This is a genomic window from Listeria floridensis FSL S10-1187, assembly GCF_000525875.1.
Lineage (GTDB): Bacteria > Bacillota > Bacilli > Lactobacillales > Listeriaceae > Listeria > Listeria floridensis.
The window spans coordinates 163,774-180,972 of the sequence record NZ_AODF01000001.1 but is presented as its reverse complement, the minus strand read 5'-3'; the positions used below and the strand labels follow the sequence as shown (position 1 = coordinate 180,972).

Here is a 17,199-nt window from a genome sequence, read left to right as displayed (position 1 = left end):
GCAACAAGAGGAACGGCAATTGATAGGGAAAGAAGACGAAAATCAACAAAAAAAGACGCGCTGTCCAAGACCTTCAAGAAGCTTATAGCGTCCATTTTCAACAAGGACTTCGGTTTGTGGAAGAGGTACATGAGCGGTTTCGGAAAAACGATCGAGCTCTTTTGCATGAACACCTGCAAGAACGGGTTTTCTCCCTTTCACGATCAGCACAAGCCCATTTTGAAGGGATGGACGAAGCCTTTCAACAGGAAAAAAGAAAGTTGGAAGACCAACTCAATGAAGTCGCCTACGAAAAAAGAAAAGCATACTTAGATGAACAGGAGGCGAAAGCATGAGTATCAATATGTATGTGTCAAAATCTAAAACCCAAGCGACCAGTACGAGTCAGGTTTGCCGCCAACATTTGGAGGGGTATGCAGCCCTTCAACAAGCGATTCATCAGTTTACGGCAGAGCCTTTTTTGAAAGGGAAAGCGTATGATTCGGCTAAAGCTTTTTATAGTGCAGTTCTATTGCCCCTGGTTCAGGCAGGAATTCTGTTAACAGAAGCGACAGAAGAAGCTGTCCGGAAGTTTCCAGAACCTCACCAAAGCGAAGTGGACAGCGGAGATCTTAAACAATCCGAACTAGAAGAGCAGATACGACAAGCAGACGTCTTGATTAACCAAGCGAACGCCCTTCAAAGACAAATCCTACAATCTCCGTTACCTGAGTCGGATCAACGCATGCAAGTGAATCTCAATCAAGCCTTGATTGAGGCTTACCAAACGAGTAAAAGAGACCTTGAAGAGAAGCTTCAAAAGTTAGTCGCTTTTCATGCGAGTTCACCGCGTATTTTTTCAGAAATTGCGAGTTTGAAACAGGCGATTGATCAAGGGATTGCCCAAACGAAAACGGCTTGGAATCCCTCAACAGGGACTTTTGTGGTTCCATCTGCGGAAGATTTAGTTTGGACGAAACAAATAAACAAAATGTACACGGATAAGAAAATGGAAGCTATCCTAGATAAGATCCCCGAATTGAATCAAGAGGATTTAATATCTGTATTAGAATTTGCTAAGAACCACCCTGATGATGAAGTACCAGCCTCCCTGATTAATTATTTAAAAGAAAACAAAAATGATATAATTTCAGATATCAAAAATGATGCTTTATCAAATTTTATCGAACAATTAGGCGTTGGTATTACAAGGTTCTCTGGTATAATCAATGTATTAGAGGGGATTAAAGGACCTGTTGGTGGAAATTCCTTTGTAATGGTTAATCCAAATGGTGTAGGATCACAAATGATGAGATATGGGAAGAATATTTCTACTGCCGGAAAGGCTTTAGGTTATGGCTTTGCCGCAGCTGGATTTGGGTTAGGAATATATAATGATATAAACAATAAAGGAAAAACTGCGGGTCAAGCCATTTCCCACAATACTGTTTCTACTGGAATAGGTATTGGTTCTGGTATACTTGGAACAGTTGGTGTAGGGTTACTTGTGTCTAACCCAGGTGGATGGGCTATTCTCGGAGGTATGGCTGTAGGTACTATTGTTAGTGTAGGGTTTGATTATTTATACGATAATAATAGCCTTCATATTCAAGATGGCTTAGATTGGGCTGGGGATAAAATAGACTCTGGAATTGATTGGGCTAGTGATAAAATTGATGAAGGTGTTAGTTGGACAAAAGATAGAATAAAGGATGCTGGTGAGGCTATTAGTCATGTAGGTGAATCAATTAATCCAATGAATTGGGCGTGGTGAAAATTAATTCTGGAAAAATGAGACCCATTTTTAAAAATACACGTTATAGAATTTTAGAATATGAGTCAAAATTTTATTTGATAGATATGGATAGAGGTTTCTATGGATTTATTCTTTTTGCTTTAAGTTGGTTAGTACCAAAGAAAGCCATTTTAATTACTCAAACAGATGCTGATGATTTAATTATGAAAAAAAATAATGAATCCAACCATTCGGTTTTAGTTGTTTTATTGTTATGCATGATAATCATAGGCAATTTAGCCCTGCCACCATTTTTGATAAAGTTTGTTGAAGATCGATTAGAGGGTAGTCTTATTTTAAGAGTATGTATTTTATCTGTTTTTGGTGTACTTATTAGAATAATTTATAGCAAAAGAAACAAAATTAAGTGTGAAAATAGTGAATTAAATCAAGAGGTCTTGATAAAATTAAGGCCGCAAACATGGATCTATTCTTTTAAAGCTTTATGTGTCTATGTTCTATTTTTGGCAGTAGTTGTAATAGGAGCTTATTTATCTATTGTAGTAGGAGGATACTGGATACTTTCATTTTGTTACACAATTGTGGTATTCCTATTTTTACTAACAAATTATCTGGCTTACAATGCAAATGAGTATAAAATTAAAATATTAGAGGTGAAGTAAATGCTAACTATAGGAAGTGTAGTATTCTTAAAAGAAAGGATCAAAGAAAATCATGGTTTTAAATAGAGGTCCTTTGATAGTGATAGATGGAAAAACAAATAGGTTTGACTATTCAGGTTGTGTTTATCCTATAGGATTAGTACCGGACGAGGTATTATATTTTAATGAAGAAAATATTGATGAAGTACTATTTGCCGGATTTTATGATGACGATGAAGCTCGATTCCAAACTTTATACTCAGATTGGTCAGAAAATAATGCCTCGGGAATTGAGAAAGGCGTTGTTGATAAGCCTCTATAAAACTATGTATATAAAATGAATTTGAAACATTAAAGAATGGTTCCATAAAAGCGATTGATTAAAGCCTAGTAAATGAATTTTTCTAGGCTTTTTGTTTTGATGAGATGAAAAATTTATTTTGTTCTTTATTTTGGAAGGTTTTTTAGTATACAATTCGTTCTTGTATTAGCTTATGGTATAATAAAAGCCTTATAAAATCTATGAAACAGACTAGACAACTAAGAGGAAATGACCATAATGAAACTACGTGTGAAAGAAAGTACTTTTGTTCAATTTGCCGGTGAGTTAATGGAAGCCGGAGAAGGGGCTACTTATCGTCCCTTTGCAACAGGCAATATGAGTTACTCGAGAGCGCATTCCATCAACGATTTAAGGACGGCCATGCTGGAATCTATATCGATCATGGATCAGGTCACTCAGTTAACTCAAAAAGACGCAGAGAGACTCCAAAAGATGGGACGAGCCTTCACGGAACAAGATCGAATAGCGGGACAAAAAATCGGGGAACTGGAGATGCGCTAATGGATGTGGTCCATGAAAAGCAGGCGCAACACCTTCGGGGATTGAATATGCAGCAGCAACAAGCTGAGCGCGACCTTCAAACTTTTCAGAAAAAGCGTGAAGCGTTTGAGTGGCTAGAATTGGACTACCAGTCCTTGATTTCCCAACAAACCGAACTGAAAGAAATGCTTCAACACGGTTGGCAAGGGGATACGGCGCAAGGCTTGCATCAGTATATAGAAGAAAAGCAAGAAGTCGAACAACGGATGTGGAAGAGAGAACTGGACACGCAAAAAGAAGAAGGACAAGAAGACATCCGCCAACTGAAACAGCGGTTGCTTGAAATCGACCAACAACAAGCGAAGATACGGAAGGAGCTGACGTTATGAGTCGCATTGACATCCAAGAAGTACGCACCTTTCAACAGGCATTAAAAAGAGCCAATGCCAGTATGCGAACTCAGTTAGAACGAGTAAAGACTGTGGCACTCACATACGCAGGGGAAACTACGCTCAGTGGGCAAGCAGTAAAAGCCTCCAAAGCCTATTTTCGAGAGAGCTATCCTACGATCTGTGATACGCTTATCGAAGTCCTAGATACGAGTGAAGACTTGTTAGAGCGTTATTTACAGGATTTCAGTGCGCAAGTCGATCCCTCCCCGACGGCAAGAGTCGATGCGGAACTATTAGGGCTTGCCGTAGAAAAAGTGAAGACGATTCGAAGCAAGCAAGAGGCGCTCCAACAAGCTTTGTCTGGATCAACGGCCGGACTTTATGAAGGAAAAGCGCAGCGCTTGCGCCTTGATTTCGTGAAAGCCGTGGAACAAGAAAAGATTTTAGAGCGGTACTTACACTTTGAACAAAGCCACGGGCACTTTTTTCAACAATTACATACACTTGTGATGGCGGCTAAAAATATGATGCAGCGAATGCTTCATGAAGTGACCTTTAATGAGAAAACGGGTGCCTACCACCTGCCAAAAGGGTTTTCAACATCCCTTCAAGCGTTGAAAAGGCGGTTAGATGATGTGCGTGGCATTGATCCGAAACTAGAAGAAGAATTGATGGATTATCAAGTTTACGCGGTTGTGTACCGAGATTCTTATGGAAAAGATCAAGTGATGTGGGTATTGGAACAAAACGGTGTAGGTGTGAACAATGCGAAGCTTAAAAACTACTTGGAGAAGACGGGGAAATATTTAGATCCAAGTGTCTATCAAATTATCACAAACGAAGAGCTGAATAAGAAAATCAACAAATCCTGGGAAAAAGGGATTTACTATATGGATGGCAAGGTCTATAAGGGGGCATTGGGTGCTACGTTGGTGACTTCCGCCTATGTAGAAGATTGGAAAGGGAAGCTTGATGAAAGTGGCTTAACAGATGTGGTGCTTGGATTGGGACTTAGTACAGCAGCTATTAGATATCGTCAGCCAATAGTAAAAAGTACATCACGTGAAATAACTTTGGCTAATTTGACTCCTGATGTATTAAGTACAAAACCAAAATATTCTCCTAATCCATCTAAGTGGTTAAATAAAGGTGGGAAGATAAAACTGAATGATTCTGGGACATGGACATATATTAACAATAAAAATCAAAGTGTATCGTATATAAATGGCTTCCCTGATTTTAAAGGTGCAGGTTTGGTAAAACAAGAAGTAAATATTGGTAAATTTAATAACTATAATACAGATTTTAAAATGGCAGATGAATTAGCCCCAAATGGGCCAAGAGATCCAGTAAATAATACGTGGCACCATAAAGCAGATGGTATGACCATGGAAGAAGTAAATAAGGGTATTCATAAAGAATTTACTCATAGAGGTGGCATGTCCATAAAAAAGGTTAGAAGGAGGTAAATAAAAGTGAAAATTAATGGTTTTGGAAGCTTAAGTGATGAGCACATTGAAGAAATTGAAAGTAGATATGCTCTATCTTTACCTGCAGACTACAAAACATTTTTTAAAAAAAGACAAATGGCGGTATTGTAACGGGGGAGCACGCCTTAAAAATCTCATCGATCGGCGAGCAATTTTCTTTAGATGTTTTATTTGGATGGGATGTAGAAGAGAATGCAAACATATCTACATGGATGGATCAATATGGCGATGAAATAATGGACGGGATGTTAATCATTGGAGATAGTCAAGAACATGGATTTATCATCTTAGGAACGAATGAATATGAAGGAATTTACTATTGGGATGATTCTTATGTATTTGAAGAGTCTACAGATGAAGAAAATACATTTTATGTGAACCGTTCATTTACCGAGCTAGTCGAAAACATTTAAAAACAATTCTACGACAATATGATAAAAACCATGCAAAGTTTGTACTACAACCTCTAAAGTTAGATTAATAAACCTAACTTTGGGAATGTACTATAGCTGTAACATGGTTTTTTATTAGGAGATAGCAATCTAAACCATGGAAATTCCAAAAGAACCTAGAGTTTTCCTATAAACATAGTTGAATCATCTGAAGTGACACCTTGGCTTGGAAAACCGGGTGGGGGGAAGCAAATGTTATTGCCATATAGTATAAATGATTTATTACAAGGCGGATATATTAGAGAACTAAAGAAATGAGGGAATAATTCATGAGACCATTAGAGTTTTTAACAACAAACGAACTTCAAGAAATAATTATAGAAGATTTAAAAAAGATCAAAGAGCGAGAAAACTTGGAAAAAGAATTAAACTTTACGGATGTGGTATTAGGAAGCGAAGATGGGTGCTATATATTTGCAGATAGTCAAGGTTATCATTATATCGTTAGTGAGAGAGGTCAGAAGATCGTAAATAAAGTTACTGATGACTTATTTGATATTAAGTTTTGGGCGATTTATCCCATAGTTGTCACTATATCTTACGATTTTTCAGAAGAAAAAAGCCAAGATAATGATCCAAGACTAGTAGTTTTTCCTAAACAACTTGCTCTACTAAAAGAAATAGATCATAATTTGTTCAAGCGTGGAGAAATAGAGCAAAATGAGATTTTTAAAAACCAATCCAATTCTATGAAAAATGACCTATACTTAATAGTTGGAATAGGTTTTACGAATTTAAGTGATTTCTGAAAAACTACTTAAGATAGGGGGAATATCTACTGATGAATTTTGTAGAACTAAAAAAACAATTTTTAATTTTATACGCTGCTGTTAAAAAATATGGGGATGCAACAAATAATCCTCAACTTAGAACTCTTGAACAATTATTGATGGAACTAGAAAAGGAATTTCCGGATATCAAAGTAATAGAAGATTTAAACCATTCTTTATATCCTCCCCATGGTGGCATTAACGATTTCTTTATTTGGGATGACGATTTTGATAAACGATTAGAATTGAATGCGCCTATAGATAATGCGAAACAAATAACTTGGGAAATGCTTAATTAAATATGATAAAGGGTTTATAGTTGATGAATGGGAATACATTAAAGGTAAGCTACACGTAACAGATAAAAATTTGGTTCAAAAGGACGGTTTCTGGCATGTACAAAAGTGAGATGGAAATTGAGAGTCAACGTTTGGCCAAGTATATCGTGGACTTTTGGGGAAAGGAAGCTTCAGACATTAAAACTGAAATTCCAGATAATGCCCTTTTTGGCTTGTTTTTTTTTACAAGTTAAGTTGTATAACAAACATAATGTGCTGATGGAGTATGAGAGATCGACTCTTGGTATTAGCTTACAAGAAGGAAATGGAAATCAATACATTATTTTAAGTAAACTTACAGATGATAAAGTTTTTCGAGGTTTACAAAGTTATAAAGAGGACAATCTATTGCATAATTTTAAAATTCTAGACGATGTTCTGAAAAAAGAGTTAAAAGAGTAAGATCATAGAAAAAATCATAAAAAACTAGTGAAAAATGAAGAAAAAAATTAGATCAGCTGTGGGACAGGCTATTCATAAATTGAGTTAAACTTTTAGTTTGAAAGTATTGCTATGAATGGGGTAAATAAAAGTGAAAATCAATGGCTTTGGAAGCTTGAATGATAAGCACATTGAAGGGATTGAAAAAAATCGCCAAGCTTGGGTATCAATCCATAGGAGGGGAAAAGAATGATTAGTGTAAAAAAGTTATCTGGATGGATGAAGATTCAAAAGAAGCATATGTTAAGTTAACTGATGGAAACTATTCTATAGAAAGTTTTTGTAGTAATTGCGAGTTATCAGAAGATGATGTGTTTTCGGGTATCCTTCATGGATTTACCGTTAAAAATGTTATTAAAGATTTCAATACAGATTATGGAATAGACAAAAAAAGTAGATAGATACCATATCCGAGGTCAACTTGTGGATAAAGAATTTTTACAGGTAGGAGAATTTAAAATAGATATATCAGATGGTGATATTCCTAAGGATATTGAACAAAATGAGCATATAGAGGTTGATGTTTCAAGAATTGATATATTTTGATTTCTAAAAAATTTTGAGTCACCTAATAAAATCCCACTCCCGTTTGAAGATTCAGGGAATTAGATTTTTATTGCCGGGAAATATTTTATCACCGCCAGTCAATGTTATTTGTTAAAGTTCCAGTACATCCATCTTGATTGGCGCTAAGAAGGTATGGAATGTTCTATGTAGCAACTAAGATAGTTCTTGGATAGAGGCACCATGATCGCTTTTTCTTATTCCAGACTACTAAAAAACGACAATCCCTTTTTTTCATTCAGGAATTTCCATTTTCAAACAAAAAAGTGTGCCCCGCGTTAGCGGCGCACACTTTTTTTCGTCCAGCTAATAAAGTTCTGGTCTCCGGTCATCAAGCACCGGAATCTCGCTTCGAACTTGCTTAACCTCGCTTGGATCAATCGACACATAGAAATTTCCTTCCGTGTCATCTGCTTCAAACAAAATTTCGCCATGCGGATTCACAACAAGCGAGTGTCCACCGAACACATTTTTCGGATCTTTTCCGACGCGGTTTACTGCTACGATGAAAGCTTGATTTTCAATTGCCCGTGCAACCGCAAGCTTTTTCCAAGCATCGATTCGCACAGCCGGCCACTCTGCCGCAACAAATAATACTTCGGCGCCACGTGCTGCATGATGTCTGAACCATTCCGGAAAACGCAAATCATAGCAGATAAATCCCGCCGCTTTTCGCTCTCCAAGAATAAACAAATTCGTATCATTTCCCGCTTCCAAAAAAAGATGTTCTTCCATTAACTTGAAAAGATGCACCTTTTTATAAGAAGAAAGGAAGTCGCCGTGCTCGTCGAACGCGTACATGATGTTTGAAAATTTTCCGTCGATTTTAGCTGAAACAGAGCCGCCGATAATCGTGAGCTTGTGTTCCGCCGCCATTTCCGATAAAAACTTTTTCGTGCGCTCGCCGTGTTTGTCTGCCAAACTTTCGAGTTCTGATAACGCATATCCAGTGTTCCACATTTCTGGTAAAACCGCGACCGAAGCTCCCTTTTCTGCTGCCTCGGATAAGGCTTGTCGAACTCGTTTGAAATTCGCATCTGGGTCGCCAAAAGTGATATCTAGCTGACAAAGAGCAATTTTCCACATGTCCCAAATTCCCCCAGTGTTTATCTAGTCTTTTTTTTAAACGCCGTGCTAAAAAATTGCCAAGAGATTGCAGGATTTGAACCATAATAATCAAAATGATAATCGTAGCATACATGACAGTCGGCTCAAAACGCTGGAACCCGTATTGATAAGCAATCGTTCCAAGGCCACCTGCCCCTACAAGACCCGCCATCGCCGTTGCGCCGATCAATCCGATCGTCGCAATCGTCAGCCCAAGAACAATCCCTGAGCGGGCTTCGCGAATCACTACATGCCAAATAATTTTCGTGGTTGAAATCCCCATCGCTTGATAAGCTTCAATTACGCCGCGATCAACTTCAAGGAGCGCAGACTCCATCAGCCGAGCAATGTAAGGCGCAGTGAAAAATACCAGCGGCAAAATTACACCCTTAACGCCAATTGTAGTGCCAACGACGAGTTTTGTAAATGGCAGAATTAAAAAAAAGCAAGATGATAAAGGGAAGAGAACGCAAAATATTGATGACCCAGTTGAGGAGTGTATAGGTAAATTTATTCTCCGCTTGCCCGCCTGAACGCGTAAGAACAAGCAGAATTCCAAGCGGTAGTCCGATGATGACAGCGATCACGAGCGTGATCGCTGTCATCTGAATCGTTTCGAGAAAACCAGTCCAAAGTGTTTCGCCCCATTCAGCAAAAAAAATCAGCCATTACTTCGTCACCTCCCGAACCGTAACCCCTTGCTCAGTCAAAAACCGAATCGCATCGTTGTATGCGTCTTCCTCGCCCTTCAAATGCACAAGCAGCTTTCCGAGCGTATCATTTTTCAAATGCTCAATCCCGCCGGCAAGAATACTTGGCAAACAGTCAAACTGACGCGAAACAAGCGCAAGCGCCGGTTCCTCCGAACTTTGACCGACAAAATAAAGCGACACAAGTTTGCCAGTCTTTTTATACTCCTCAAGCAAATCTTGCGGAATGTCAAAACCTGCTTCCGAGCCGACAAAACGTTTCGTTGTTTCCTGCTTCGGGTTCGTAAAAATATCGAGCACCGTACCTTCCTCAACGACGCGCCCTTGTTCCATGACCGCCACTCGGTCACAAATCCGCTCAATCACATCGAGTTCGTGGGTGATTAAGAAGATCGTAATGCCGAGTGTGTGATTGATCTCAAGAAGCAACTTTAAAATTGAGTCCGTTGTTTCTGGATCGAGAGCACTAGTTGCTTCGTCGCTAAGGAGAATCTCCGGCTCGTGCGCAAGCGCACGAGCAATCGCAACCCGCTGTTTCTGCCCGCCGGAAAGCTGTGCCGGAAAATGCTCCTTCTTATCGCTTAGCCCAACAATCTCAAGATACTTATCAGCGCGCTCGCGAATCAGTTTGCTACTAAGACCTTCCAGTTTCAGCGGCAGCGCGACATTTTCATAAACCGTTGCTGTTTTCAGCAGATTATAGCCTTGAAAAATCATCCCGATTTTGCGTCTTGCTGCCCGAAGCTCCTTGGAATTTAATTTCGCAAGATCCTGCCCAGCAATTTTTACGCTCCCCGAACTTGGTCTTTCTAAAAAATTAATACAGCGGATGAGCGTGCTTTTTCCTTGCTCCGCTATAGCCGACTACGCCATATATTTCTCCCTTTTGAACCTCAAGCGAGACATCTTTGACAGCTTCAACCATCTGCTTGTTTGTCGTGAAGTTTTTCGATACACCTGCCAGTTCAATCATTCAGATACCCCCTAAAATGCCGTAGCAACAGAACCTTTAAATTCTTTTGCAATAAAATCTTTAATCTCATCCGATTGATAATACTTCTTCAGTTGTTTAACCACTTCGTCGTCTTTATTGCTTTCACGTACCACAAAAACATTGGGATACGGATTGTTTTTGGTCGGCTCATGGAAAATGGCATCTTTATTAATGGTGAGCCCTGCGCCCATCGCATAGTTGGTATTGATTGCAGCTGCTTGAACTTCCTTAAGCTGAGCCGGAATTTGCGAAGCTTCAAGCTCGATAATTTCCAGGTCAAGCGGATTTTCGGCAACATCTTTTTTCGTCGCTTTTTCTTCCACGCCATCTTTTAATTTCAAAACACCAGCCGCTTCAAACAGCTTGAGACCGCGGTATTCATTCGATGGATCATTCGGAACTGCGATTTTGTCACCCTTTTTCAAATCTTTGATTGATTTTAATTGTTCCGAATAAATACCCATTGGAAAGGCCACTGTCTTAAACGCAATTGCGAATTTATAACCTTTATCTTTTTCTTGAGCTTCAAGGAACGGAATCGTTTGGTAGTTGTTGGCGCTAATGTCGCCGTCATTTAAAGCCGTATTTGGTGTATTATAATCATCAAATGTTTTGAGTGTAATATGTATGCCGTCTTTTTCAGCCAGCTTTTTAACTTTCTCGGCAATTTGCTGGTGTGGCCCGCCTGTAACTCCAATGACGATATCCTCTTTCGATAGTGCAGCGTCTTTGTCACTGCCGCATGCTGCCAGTACAAGAAGTGTTGCTCCCGCTAAGATGCTTGCTAAACTTTTTCTCCACTTTTTCATTCTATCTTCCTCCAAACCCAAATTTCAGGCATTAAAAAAACTTCTCTTTTTTTGATAAAGAGAAGTGAATGCAAAAGCGAATTCGACTTCTCTTATCTTTCAAATCAATTAAAACTGATTTGCTGGAATTAGCACCTTCACTTTTAAAAAAAAGTTGGGTTGCCGGGCTTCATAGGGCCAGTCCCTCTGCCACTCTTGATAAGAGAATTTAATTATTAAAACCTGTTGCGTAACAATATATCAATTTTAGTTTTATTTGTCAATCGTTTTTAATATTTTTTATAAACGCACTAGACAAAATTGCCGGAAAACTTTAAGATGTTTATCAAACGAAAGTGGGGATGACAATGAAACAAGCAGAACGGCTCAAAAATTTGCCGAAACAATTTTTTTCAAAACTCGTACAAGACGTAAACGCCAAAATAGCAGAAGGTGTAGATGTGATTAATCTTGGTCAAGGAAATCCTGATCAGCCAACACCGGTACATATCGTCGAAGCGATGCAGCAAGCATCAGCTGATACAACGAACCACAAGTATTCGCTCTTTCGCGGGAAAAAGGAGCTTAAGGAAGCTGTCGCGACATTTTATAAGCGGGAATACGATGTCGAGCTTGACCCGGAAACAGAAATAGCTGTCTTATTCGGTTCAAAAGCGGGTCTTGTAGAGTTGCCGCTTTGCTTTCTTAATCCAGGCGACAAGATGTTGCTACCAGATCCCGGCTATCCCGATTATTTATCTGGGGTTGCTCTAGCTGGAGCAAGTTTCGATACTATGCCCTTACTTGAAGAAAATGGTTTCTTGCCTGATTACACGACATTGACGGAGGAACAAAGAAGCCAAGCCAAACTTATGTATCTTAATTACCCGAACAATCCAACTGGAGCTGCTGCAAGCCAAGCTTTTTTTTGAAGAAACGATCGATTTTGCTAAGCACAATCAAATTGCTGTGGTACATGATTTTGCCTACGGTGCAATCGGTTTTGCCAAAGAAAAACCGCGTAGTTTTCTTGCAGAAAAAGGAGCGAAAGAAGTAGGAATTGAACTTTATACACTGTCAAAAACTTACAATATGGCAGGTTGGCGTGTCGCGTTTGCGGCCGGAAATGCAGAAATGATCGAAGCGCTTAATCTGCTTCAAGATCACCTGTATGTCAGCTTATTTCCTGCAATCCAAGATGCAGCCGCTGCGGCACTTATTGAGTCGCAAGAAACAGTTCAAACACAAAATGAACGTTATCGTGCGCGTAAAGATGCATTCTTTCAAGCGGCCAAGCGAATTGGCTGGAATGGAAGCGTACCAGATGGTTCGTTTTTTGCGTGGATGAAAGTTCCCGATGGGTATACGAGCAGTCGCTTTGCTAGACTTTTGCTTGATGAAGCGGGCGTGGCAGTTGCAGATGGGAGCGGTTTTGGTGAGTTTGGCGAAGGATATGTAAGGATAGGTCTTTTGGTGAGTGAAGAAAGACTTGTTGAAGCTGTCAATCGCATTGGAAATCTGCCTATTTTTCAAAAAAAATGCTGAAAACTTTCTGAAAAACTATTGACGCTGTCTGTAAAACATGATTTAATGAGGAGGTGCCTGTTTTTGGTACATTAAAGGTTCCGTGGTGTAGGGGTTAACATGCCTGCCTGTCACGCAGGAGATCGCGGGTTCAAATCCCGTCGGAACCGTTTTAAAAAGACGTAAATCTGCAGATTTACGTCTTTTTTTTTCGCTTTATGATGCAGACAAGCCTGTAATAATTCAGAAAATTTATAGCTTGTGTTATAATGATAAAAGGTGAGTTGAGCTAGAGCCCAACAACCCCGATTGAAGAACTTCTTCAGGCAGGGGTAACGCCATTTTATTTTGGAATACTACAAATTCCATATTAGGAGGATTGTGTTAAGATGCCAGAGAAAAAAATTCTAGTCGTTGATGACGAAAAACCGATTGCGGATATAGTTAAATTTAATTTAAATAAAGAAGGATTCGATGTGTACTGTGCTTATGATGGGGACGAAGCCCTTGAACTCGTTGAAGAAGTACAGCCGGATTTAATTTTGTTGGACATTATGCTTCCTGGAAGAGACGGGATCGAAGTATGCCGTGAAGTACGTAAGAAATATGATATGCCGATCATTATGGTAACTGCGAAAGATTCTGAAATTGATAAGGTGCTTGGACTTGAACTTGGCGCTGATGATTATGTGACAAAACCATTCAGTAATCGGGAGCTTATTGCGCGTGTAAAAGCAAACCTGCGCCGGCACAGCCAAATCAGCTCACAAGCAGCTGAGGAAAACGAAAACAGCGAGCTTGAAATCGGTTCGCTTGTTATCCATCCAGATGCTTATGTGGCTTCAAAACGCGGCGAGACGATTGAACTCACTCACCGTGAATTTGAATTGCTCCATTATCTTGCCAAACATATGGGACAGGTTATGACACGGGAGCACTTGCTTCAAACCGTGTGGGGCTATGATTATTTCGGCGATGTCAGAACGGTAGACGTTACAGTCCGCAGATTGCGTGAAAAAATTGAAGACAATCCGAGCCATCCAGCATGGCTAGTCACAAGACGCGGCGTTGGCTACTATTTAAGGAATCCAGAGCAAGAATAAGCAAAAGCAGGTTCGCGGACGCGAACCTGCTTTTTATATTGCTCAATCGGAGAGCAGATTCTTTCCAATCCGTTTTTATCAGATTCTAAATTATGCTATACTAAGTTAAATAAACTAGTTTCAGAGAAAGAAGGCTGACATTGAAGGGCTAGTTGAATCCTGAACAGGAGTAGAAGCTGATTATGCAAAAAACAAAGAAATTTTTCCAGTCGGTTCAGTTCCGACTTGTTATGATTTACTTATTACTGATCTTAGTGGCGATGCAAGTTATCGGCGCTTACTTTGTGCGTGAACTAGAAGGCCAGCTCGAAAAGAACTTTCAAGATTCCATTAAAAACAGCACCAAGTTACTCGATTACAATGTGCGGGAGGAAATCTTAAAAAATGGCGATAACAGCGCTCAGCTACAAACGGATATCCGTGAATTGCTCGTCGATTTTGCTCGCAATAACAACAGCTTGACTGAAGTTCGAATCGTAGATGATAAAAGTAAAATACTCGGAACGTCGGATATGGACAATCAGGGCGTAGTTGGACAAAAATCAACCACGACATCTATTAAACGAGCCATCTCACTTGGAGGATCTGAAGACAAAATTTATATGGATGAATCCCATAATAACCAGCGTGTTTGGGTCAACATCTCCCCCATTAAAAATAAAGATAAAGTGATTGGCGTGATCTATCTTGTTGCGGATATTGAATCTGTCTACAAACAAGTGGATTCGATTACCAATATTTTTATCACGGGAACATTGATTGCAATGGTGATTACAGCGGTGCTTGGGATTTTGCTCTCACGCACGATTACGAAACCGCTGATTGATATGAAACGTCAAGCCTATGCAATGGCTCGCGGAAATTATACCCGGAAAGTAAAAGTGTACGGCTACGATGAAATTGGGCAACTTGCAGAAAGCTTTAACTCGCTGACGAAAAAAAGTTCAAGAAGCGCAAGCCATGACAGAAGGCGAGCGCCGCAAGCTTTCTTCTGTACTGTCCTACATGACAGATGGTGTTATTGCAACTGACCGGCGCGGGAAAGTCATCTTGATCAACTCGCCAGCAGAAAAGATGCTTCGTGTTCCTCATGAAAGTGTGAATGGAAAAGCGATTATTGACGTATTGGATATTGCTGACGACTACCAATTTGATAATCTGATGGGGCAGGAAGCACCAATCACGCTCGATCGCAGTACCGTAAACGAACGTTATATTTTGCGTGTCAACTTCTCAGTCATTCAGCGCGAAACTGGATTTGTTAACGGGGTTATTGCCGTTTTACATGATATTACCGATCAAGAAAAAGTCGATCAAGAGCGGCGTGATTTCGTATCGAATGTTTCTCATGAACTGCGGACACCGCTTACGAGTATGCACAGCTACTTAGAAGCGCTTAGCGACGGGGCGTGGCAAGATCCTGACCTTGCACCGAAATTCCTTGAAGTCACGCAAAACGAAACCGAACGAATGATTCGACTTGTCAATGATTTGCTTAAACTATCGCGTATGGACGGTGGCAGAGAACATTTGGATAAGAGCTTTGTAAACTTTACAGACTTCTTCAACCATATTATTGATCGTTTCGAGATGATGAAAAAAGATTCGATTAAATTTAAACGCTTTATCTCGAAAGAGCCGGTTATTATTGAAATTGATGAAGATAAAATCATGCAAGTGCTTGATAATATTATCTCGAATGCCAATAAATATTCGCCAGATGGTGGTCAAATTTCTTTCTTCCTAAAAAAATTTGACAATAAAATCGAAGTTGCTATTAGTGACGAAGGACTTGGAATACCAAAAGAAGACTTGGATAAAGTCTTTGACCGATTTTTCCGCGTGGATAAAGCGCGCTCAAGGGAAATGGGAGGAACAGGGCTCGGCCTTGCGATTGCGCGCGAAGTTATTCGGGCGCACGGCGGCGAGATTTGGGCCGAAAGTAATCGCGGCAAAGGAACTACAGTGAAGTTTACCCTGCCGTATAGTGAACTTCCGGAGGATGATTGGGAATGAAAAAAATTTCATATTTAAGAGGCCTGCTTCTCACTGTTCTCGTAATAATAAGCATTATTCTAAGTTATTCGATCTGGAAAGGACAGCCCAATTACGAGTCGATTGACGTAAAAGAAGTAGAAAAAACAGCGATTGATAAACAAAAAACAGCCGCACAAGTTTTCAAGCCGATTTTAGGCCAAATAAACCAAGATGGAGAGCATTATCAAACAAACGCCGCCAATTTCGTGAACCGAATAGCTGCACAGGGTCGCAACTTCACCTTCTCAGAAGTCGTTTCATCTGGGAAAAAGACCAGCAGCGAGTATGACCGCTTAATCCACCAAAACGGAACTGTCGAACTGATTTATCCTAATAACATTCCCTTCTCGATCTTTTCACAAATTTATGAACTGACTGGGAAGGAACTGGAGAATGCATCGTTCAACCGGATTGTTTTTGATACAAATACCACAGAAGCTGGACTTTATACGGTTTATTTTACTAATGACCGCGAAGATACCATCTACCAAAGCTCTTTGCCACAAAAAGATGTAGCTGTGATCAAAAATCTGGTAGCTGCTTCAAAAGATGATGGCGATATGGTACTGCTTGATGCTGTAGGTACGAGCAAACATTCCTTGTTCCTATCAAAAACACCACCTGATATAAAAAGTAAAAAATACATCATTGATACGATGGATATCAGTTTATTCACAAAAGCGCTGTTTCCTGATGTCAGCTCGGTAAAAAACGAAGAGAATTCCTATACAGACGGTTCGAGTAAAATCGTACTTGATACAGACAACAAAGTATTAGAATATATCAATCCAGCACAAGAAAATGCCAATCCCGAAACGCAAACCGAAGTTAAACGGGCGAGCATGATCCAAGACAGTTTCAACTTCATCAATGAGCATGCAGGTTGGACCGATGAATATTACTTTACCGGCTATGATTCGACGACAGGAAGTGCCAATTTTGGCATGTTCGTCGATAACTTGCAGGTTATTAGCGGAAACGGAATGTCCCAGATTAGTGTCACTGAAGGCCAAGAAGCGGTTTACAAATACAGTCGCCCATTCTTCAAACTCGATTACTCCATTCCGCGTGAAAGCGATGAAGTGAAGCTGCCTTCATCTGCAACCGTATACGAATCCTTGAAAAATAATTCAAATATCGACATTACTGCTGTGCAGATGATTACGCTTGGATACAAAATGAGCTGGGTAGAAGACAAAGGCTTGAAGCGCATTGTTGAGCTTGAGCCAACTTGGATCTTCAAATATCGCGGCAAGTGGTTTGATGCCGGCGTGAAGGAGAGTGAATAAA

17 protein-coding genes, 1 tRNA gene, 5 pseudogenes and 1 riboswitch are annotated in these 17,199 nt (G+C 39.9%); of the genes and pseudogenes, 19 read left to right on the top strand and 4 right to left on the bottom strand.

Going from position 1 to position 17,199, the window contains the following annotated elements; translation table 11 throughout:
• Nucleotides 1–41 precede the first annotated feature (41 nt).
• The 14 genes and pseudogenes from MFLO_RS15635 to MFLO_RS16690 all read left to right on the top strand — a co-directional run bounded on the left by MFLO_RS15635 (nucleotide 42) and on the right by MFLO_RS16690 (nucleotide 7,628).
• Complete coding sequence (locus MFLO_RS15635; RefSeq protein ID WP_241433502.1) at nucleotides 42–335, top strand: DUF3958 family protein; 294 nt, start codon at nucleotides 42–44, stop codon at nucleotides 333–335.
• Nucleotides 332–1,753 (top strand): T7SS effector LXG polymorphic toxin, encoded by a 1,422-nt coding sequence (locus tag MFLO_RS00925; protein ID WP_036095682.1) that lies wholly within the window; start codon nucleotides 332–334, stop codon nucleotides 1,751–1,753. The genes MFLO_RS15635 and MFLO_RS00925 overlap by 4 nt, the downstream gene beginning before the upstream one ends.
• Nucleotides 1,750–2,397, top strand: coding sequence for a DUF443 family protein (locus MFLO_RS00920; RefSeq protein WP_241433487.1), 648 nt, complete (start codon nucleotides 1,750–1,752; stop codon nucleotides 2,395–2,397). Before MFLO_RS00925 ends, MFLO_RS00920 begins: the two co-directional genes overlap by 4 nt.
• Nucleotides 2,398–2,698, top strand: a pseudogene (locus MFLO_RS00915) (DUF4176 domain-containing protein).
• Between the two features lie 237 nt (nucleotides 2,699–2,935).
• Nucleotides 2,936–3,220 (top strand): DUF3130 family protein, encoded by a 285-nt coding sequence (locus MFLO_RS00910; RefSeq protein WP_051993372.1) that lies wholly within the window; start codon nucleotides 2,936–2,938, stop codon nucleotides 3,218–3,220.
• Complete coding sequence (locus MFLO_RS00905) at nucleotides 3,220–3,588, top strand: hypothetical protein (RefSeq protein WP_036095677.1); 369 nt, start codon at nucleotides 3,220–3,222, stop codon at nucleotides 3,586–3,588. Before MFLO_RS00910 ends, MFLO_RS00905 begins: the two co-directional genes overlap by 1 nt.
• Nucleotides 3,585–5,060: a T7SS effector LXG polymorphic toxin gene (locus MFLO_RS00900; RefSeq protein WP_051993369.1), complete on the top strand. Its 1,476-nt coding sequence runs from the start codon at nucleotides 3,585–3,587 to the stop codon at nucleotides 5,058–5,060. Before MFLO_RS00905 ends, MFLO_RS00900 begins: the two co-directional genes overlap by 4 nt.
• Nucleotides 5,061–5,066: 6 nt before the next feature.
• Nucleotides 5,067–5,192, top strand: coding sequence for an SMI1/KNR4 family protein (locus MFLO_RS16140; RefSeq protein ID WP_241433486.1), 126 nt, complete (start codon nucleotides 5,067–5,069; stop codon nucleotides 5,190–5,192).
• 125 nt (nucleotides 5,193–5,317) lie between these two features.
• Nucleotides 5,318–5,494, top strand: coding sequence for a hypothetical protein (locus tag MFLO_RS16135; RefSeq protein ID WP_241433485.1), 177 nt, complete (start codon nucleotides 5,318–5,320; stop codon nucleotides 5,492–5,494).
• Nucleotides 5,495–5,662: 168 nt separating this feature from the next.
• On the top strand, nucleotides 5,663–5,791 hold the full coding sequence (locus MFLO_RS17095; RefSeq protein WP_077913109.1) for a glycohydrolase toxin TNT-related protein: 129 nt from the start codon (nucleotides 5,663–5,665) through the stop codon (nucleotides 5,789–5,791).
• A gap of 11 nt (nucleotides 5,792–5,802) precedes the next feature.
• A complete protein-coding gene (locus tag MFLO_RS00890) occupies nucleotides 5,803–6,282 on the top strand; it encodes an Imm63 family immunity protein (protein WP_036095672.1) in 480 nt (159 codons plus the stop codon).
• Nucleotides 6,283–6,314: 32 nt separating this feature from the next.
• Nucleotides 6,315–6,602, top strand: coding sequence for a hypothetical protein (locus tag MFLO_RS00885; protein WP_036095669.1), 288 nt, complete (start codon nucleotides 6,315–6,317; stop codon nucleotides 6,600–6,602).
• Nucleotides 6,603–7,297: 695 nt separating this feature from the next.
• On the top strand, nucleotides 7,298–7,483 hold the full coding sequence (locus MFLO_RS15910; RefSeq protein WP_206538294.1) for a hypothetical protein: 186 nt from the start codon (nucleotides 7,298–7,300) through the stop codon (nucleotides 7,481–7,483).
• Between the two features lie 22 nt (nucleotides 7,484–7,505).
• Entirely contained in the window at nucleotides 7,506–7,628 is a 123-nt protein-coding gene (locus MFLO_RS16690; protein WP_277619753.1) for a hypothetical protein, read from the top strand.
• Nucleotides 7,629–7,952: 324 nt separating this feature from the next.
• On the opposite strand, the gene MFLO_RS00870 is transcribed toward MFLO_RS16690, so the two are convergent.
• The 4 genes and pseudogenes from MFLO_RS00870 to MFLO_RS00855 form a co-directional block, all read right to left on the bottom strand.
• Nucleotides 7,953–8,732, bottom strand: a complete 780-nt coding sequence (locus MFLO_RS00870; protein WP_036095663.1) for a carbon-nitrogen family hydrolase — start codon at nucleotides 8,730–8,732, stop codon at nucleotides 7,953–7,955.
• A 31-nt stretch (nucleotides 8,733–8,763) separates the two neighbouring features.
• A pseudogene (locus tag MFLO_RS00865) lies at nucleotides 8,764–9,358 on the bottom strand (methionine ABC transporter permease); the annotation flags it as partial.
• A gap of 63 nt (nucleotides 9,359–9,421) precedes the next feature.
• Nucleotides 9,422–10,436 (bottom strand): annotated as a pseudogene (locus tag MFLO_RS00860) (methionine ABC transporter ATP-binding protein).
• An 11-nt stretch (nucleotides 10,437–10,447) separates the two neighbouring features.
• A complete protein-coding gene (locus MFLO_RS00855) occupies nucleotides 10,448–11,266 on the bottom strand; it encodes a MetQ/NlpA family ABC transporter substrate-binding protein (protein WP_036095661.1) in 819 nt (272 codons plus the stop codon).
• Between the two features lie 89 nt (nucleotides 11,267–11,355).
• A riboswitch (SAM riboswitch) is annotated at nucleotides 11,356–11,471 on the bottom strand.
• 136 nt (nucleotides 11,472–11,607) lie between these two features.
• Here MFLO_RS00855 and MFLO_RS00850 point away from each other — a divergent pair.
• From MFLO_RS00850 to yycH, 5 genes and pseudogenes are all read left to right on the top strand, one after another.
• Nucleotides 11,608–12,790, top strand: a pseudogene (locus MFLO_RS00850) (aminotransferase class I/II-fold pyridoxal phosphate-dependent enzyme).
• 76 nt (nucleotides 12,791–12,866) lie between these two features.
• Nucleotides 12,867–12,939 (top strand) — tRNA-Asp (locus tag MFLO_RS00845).
• Between the two features lie 219 nt (nucleotides 12,940–13,158).
• Nucleotides 13,159–13,872: a response regulator YycF gene (yycF, locus tag MFLO_RS00840; RefSeq protein ID WP_036095658.1), complete on the top strand. Its 714-nt coding sequence runs from the start codon at nucleotides 13,159–13,161 to the stop codon at nucleotides 13,870–13,872.
• Between the two features lie 182 nt (nucleotides 13,873–14,054).
• A pseudogene (gene walK, locus MFLO_RS00835) lies at nucleotides 14,055–15,888 on the top strand (cell wall metabolism sensor histidine kinase WalK).
• Nucleotides 15,885–17,198: a two-component system activity regulator YycH gene (yycH, locus tag MFLO_RS00830; protein WP_036095656.1), complete on the top strand. Its 1,314-nt coding sequence runs from the start codon at nucleotides 15,885–15,887 to the stop codon at nucleotides 17,196–17,198. The pseudogene walK and the gene yycH overlap by 4 nt, the downstream one beginning before the upstream one ends.
• Nucleotide 17,199: the final 1 nt, after the last annotated feature.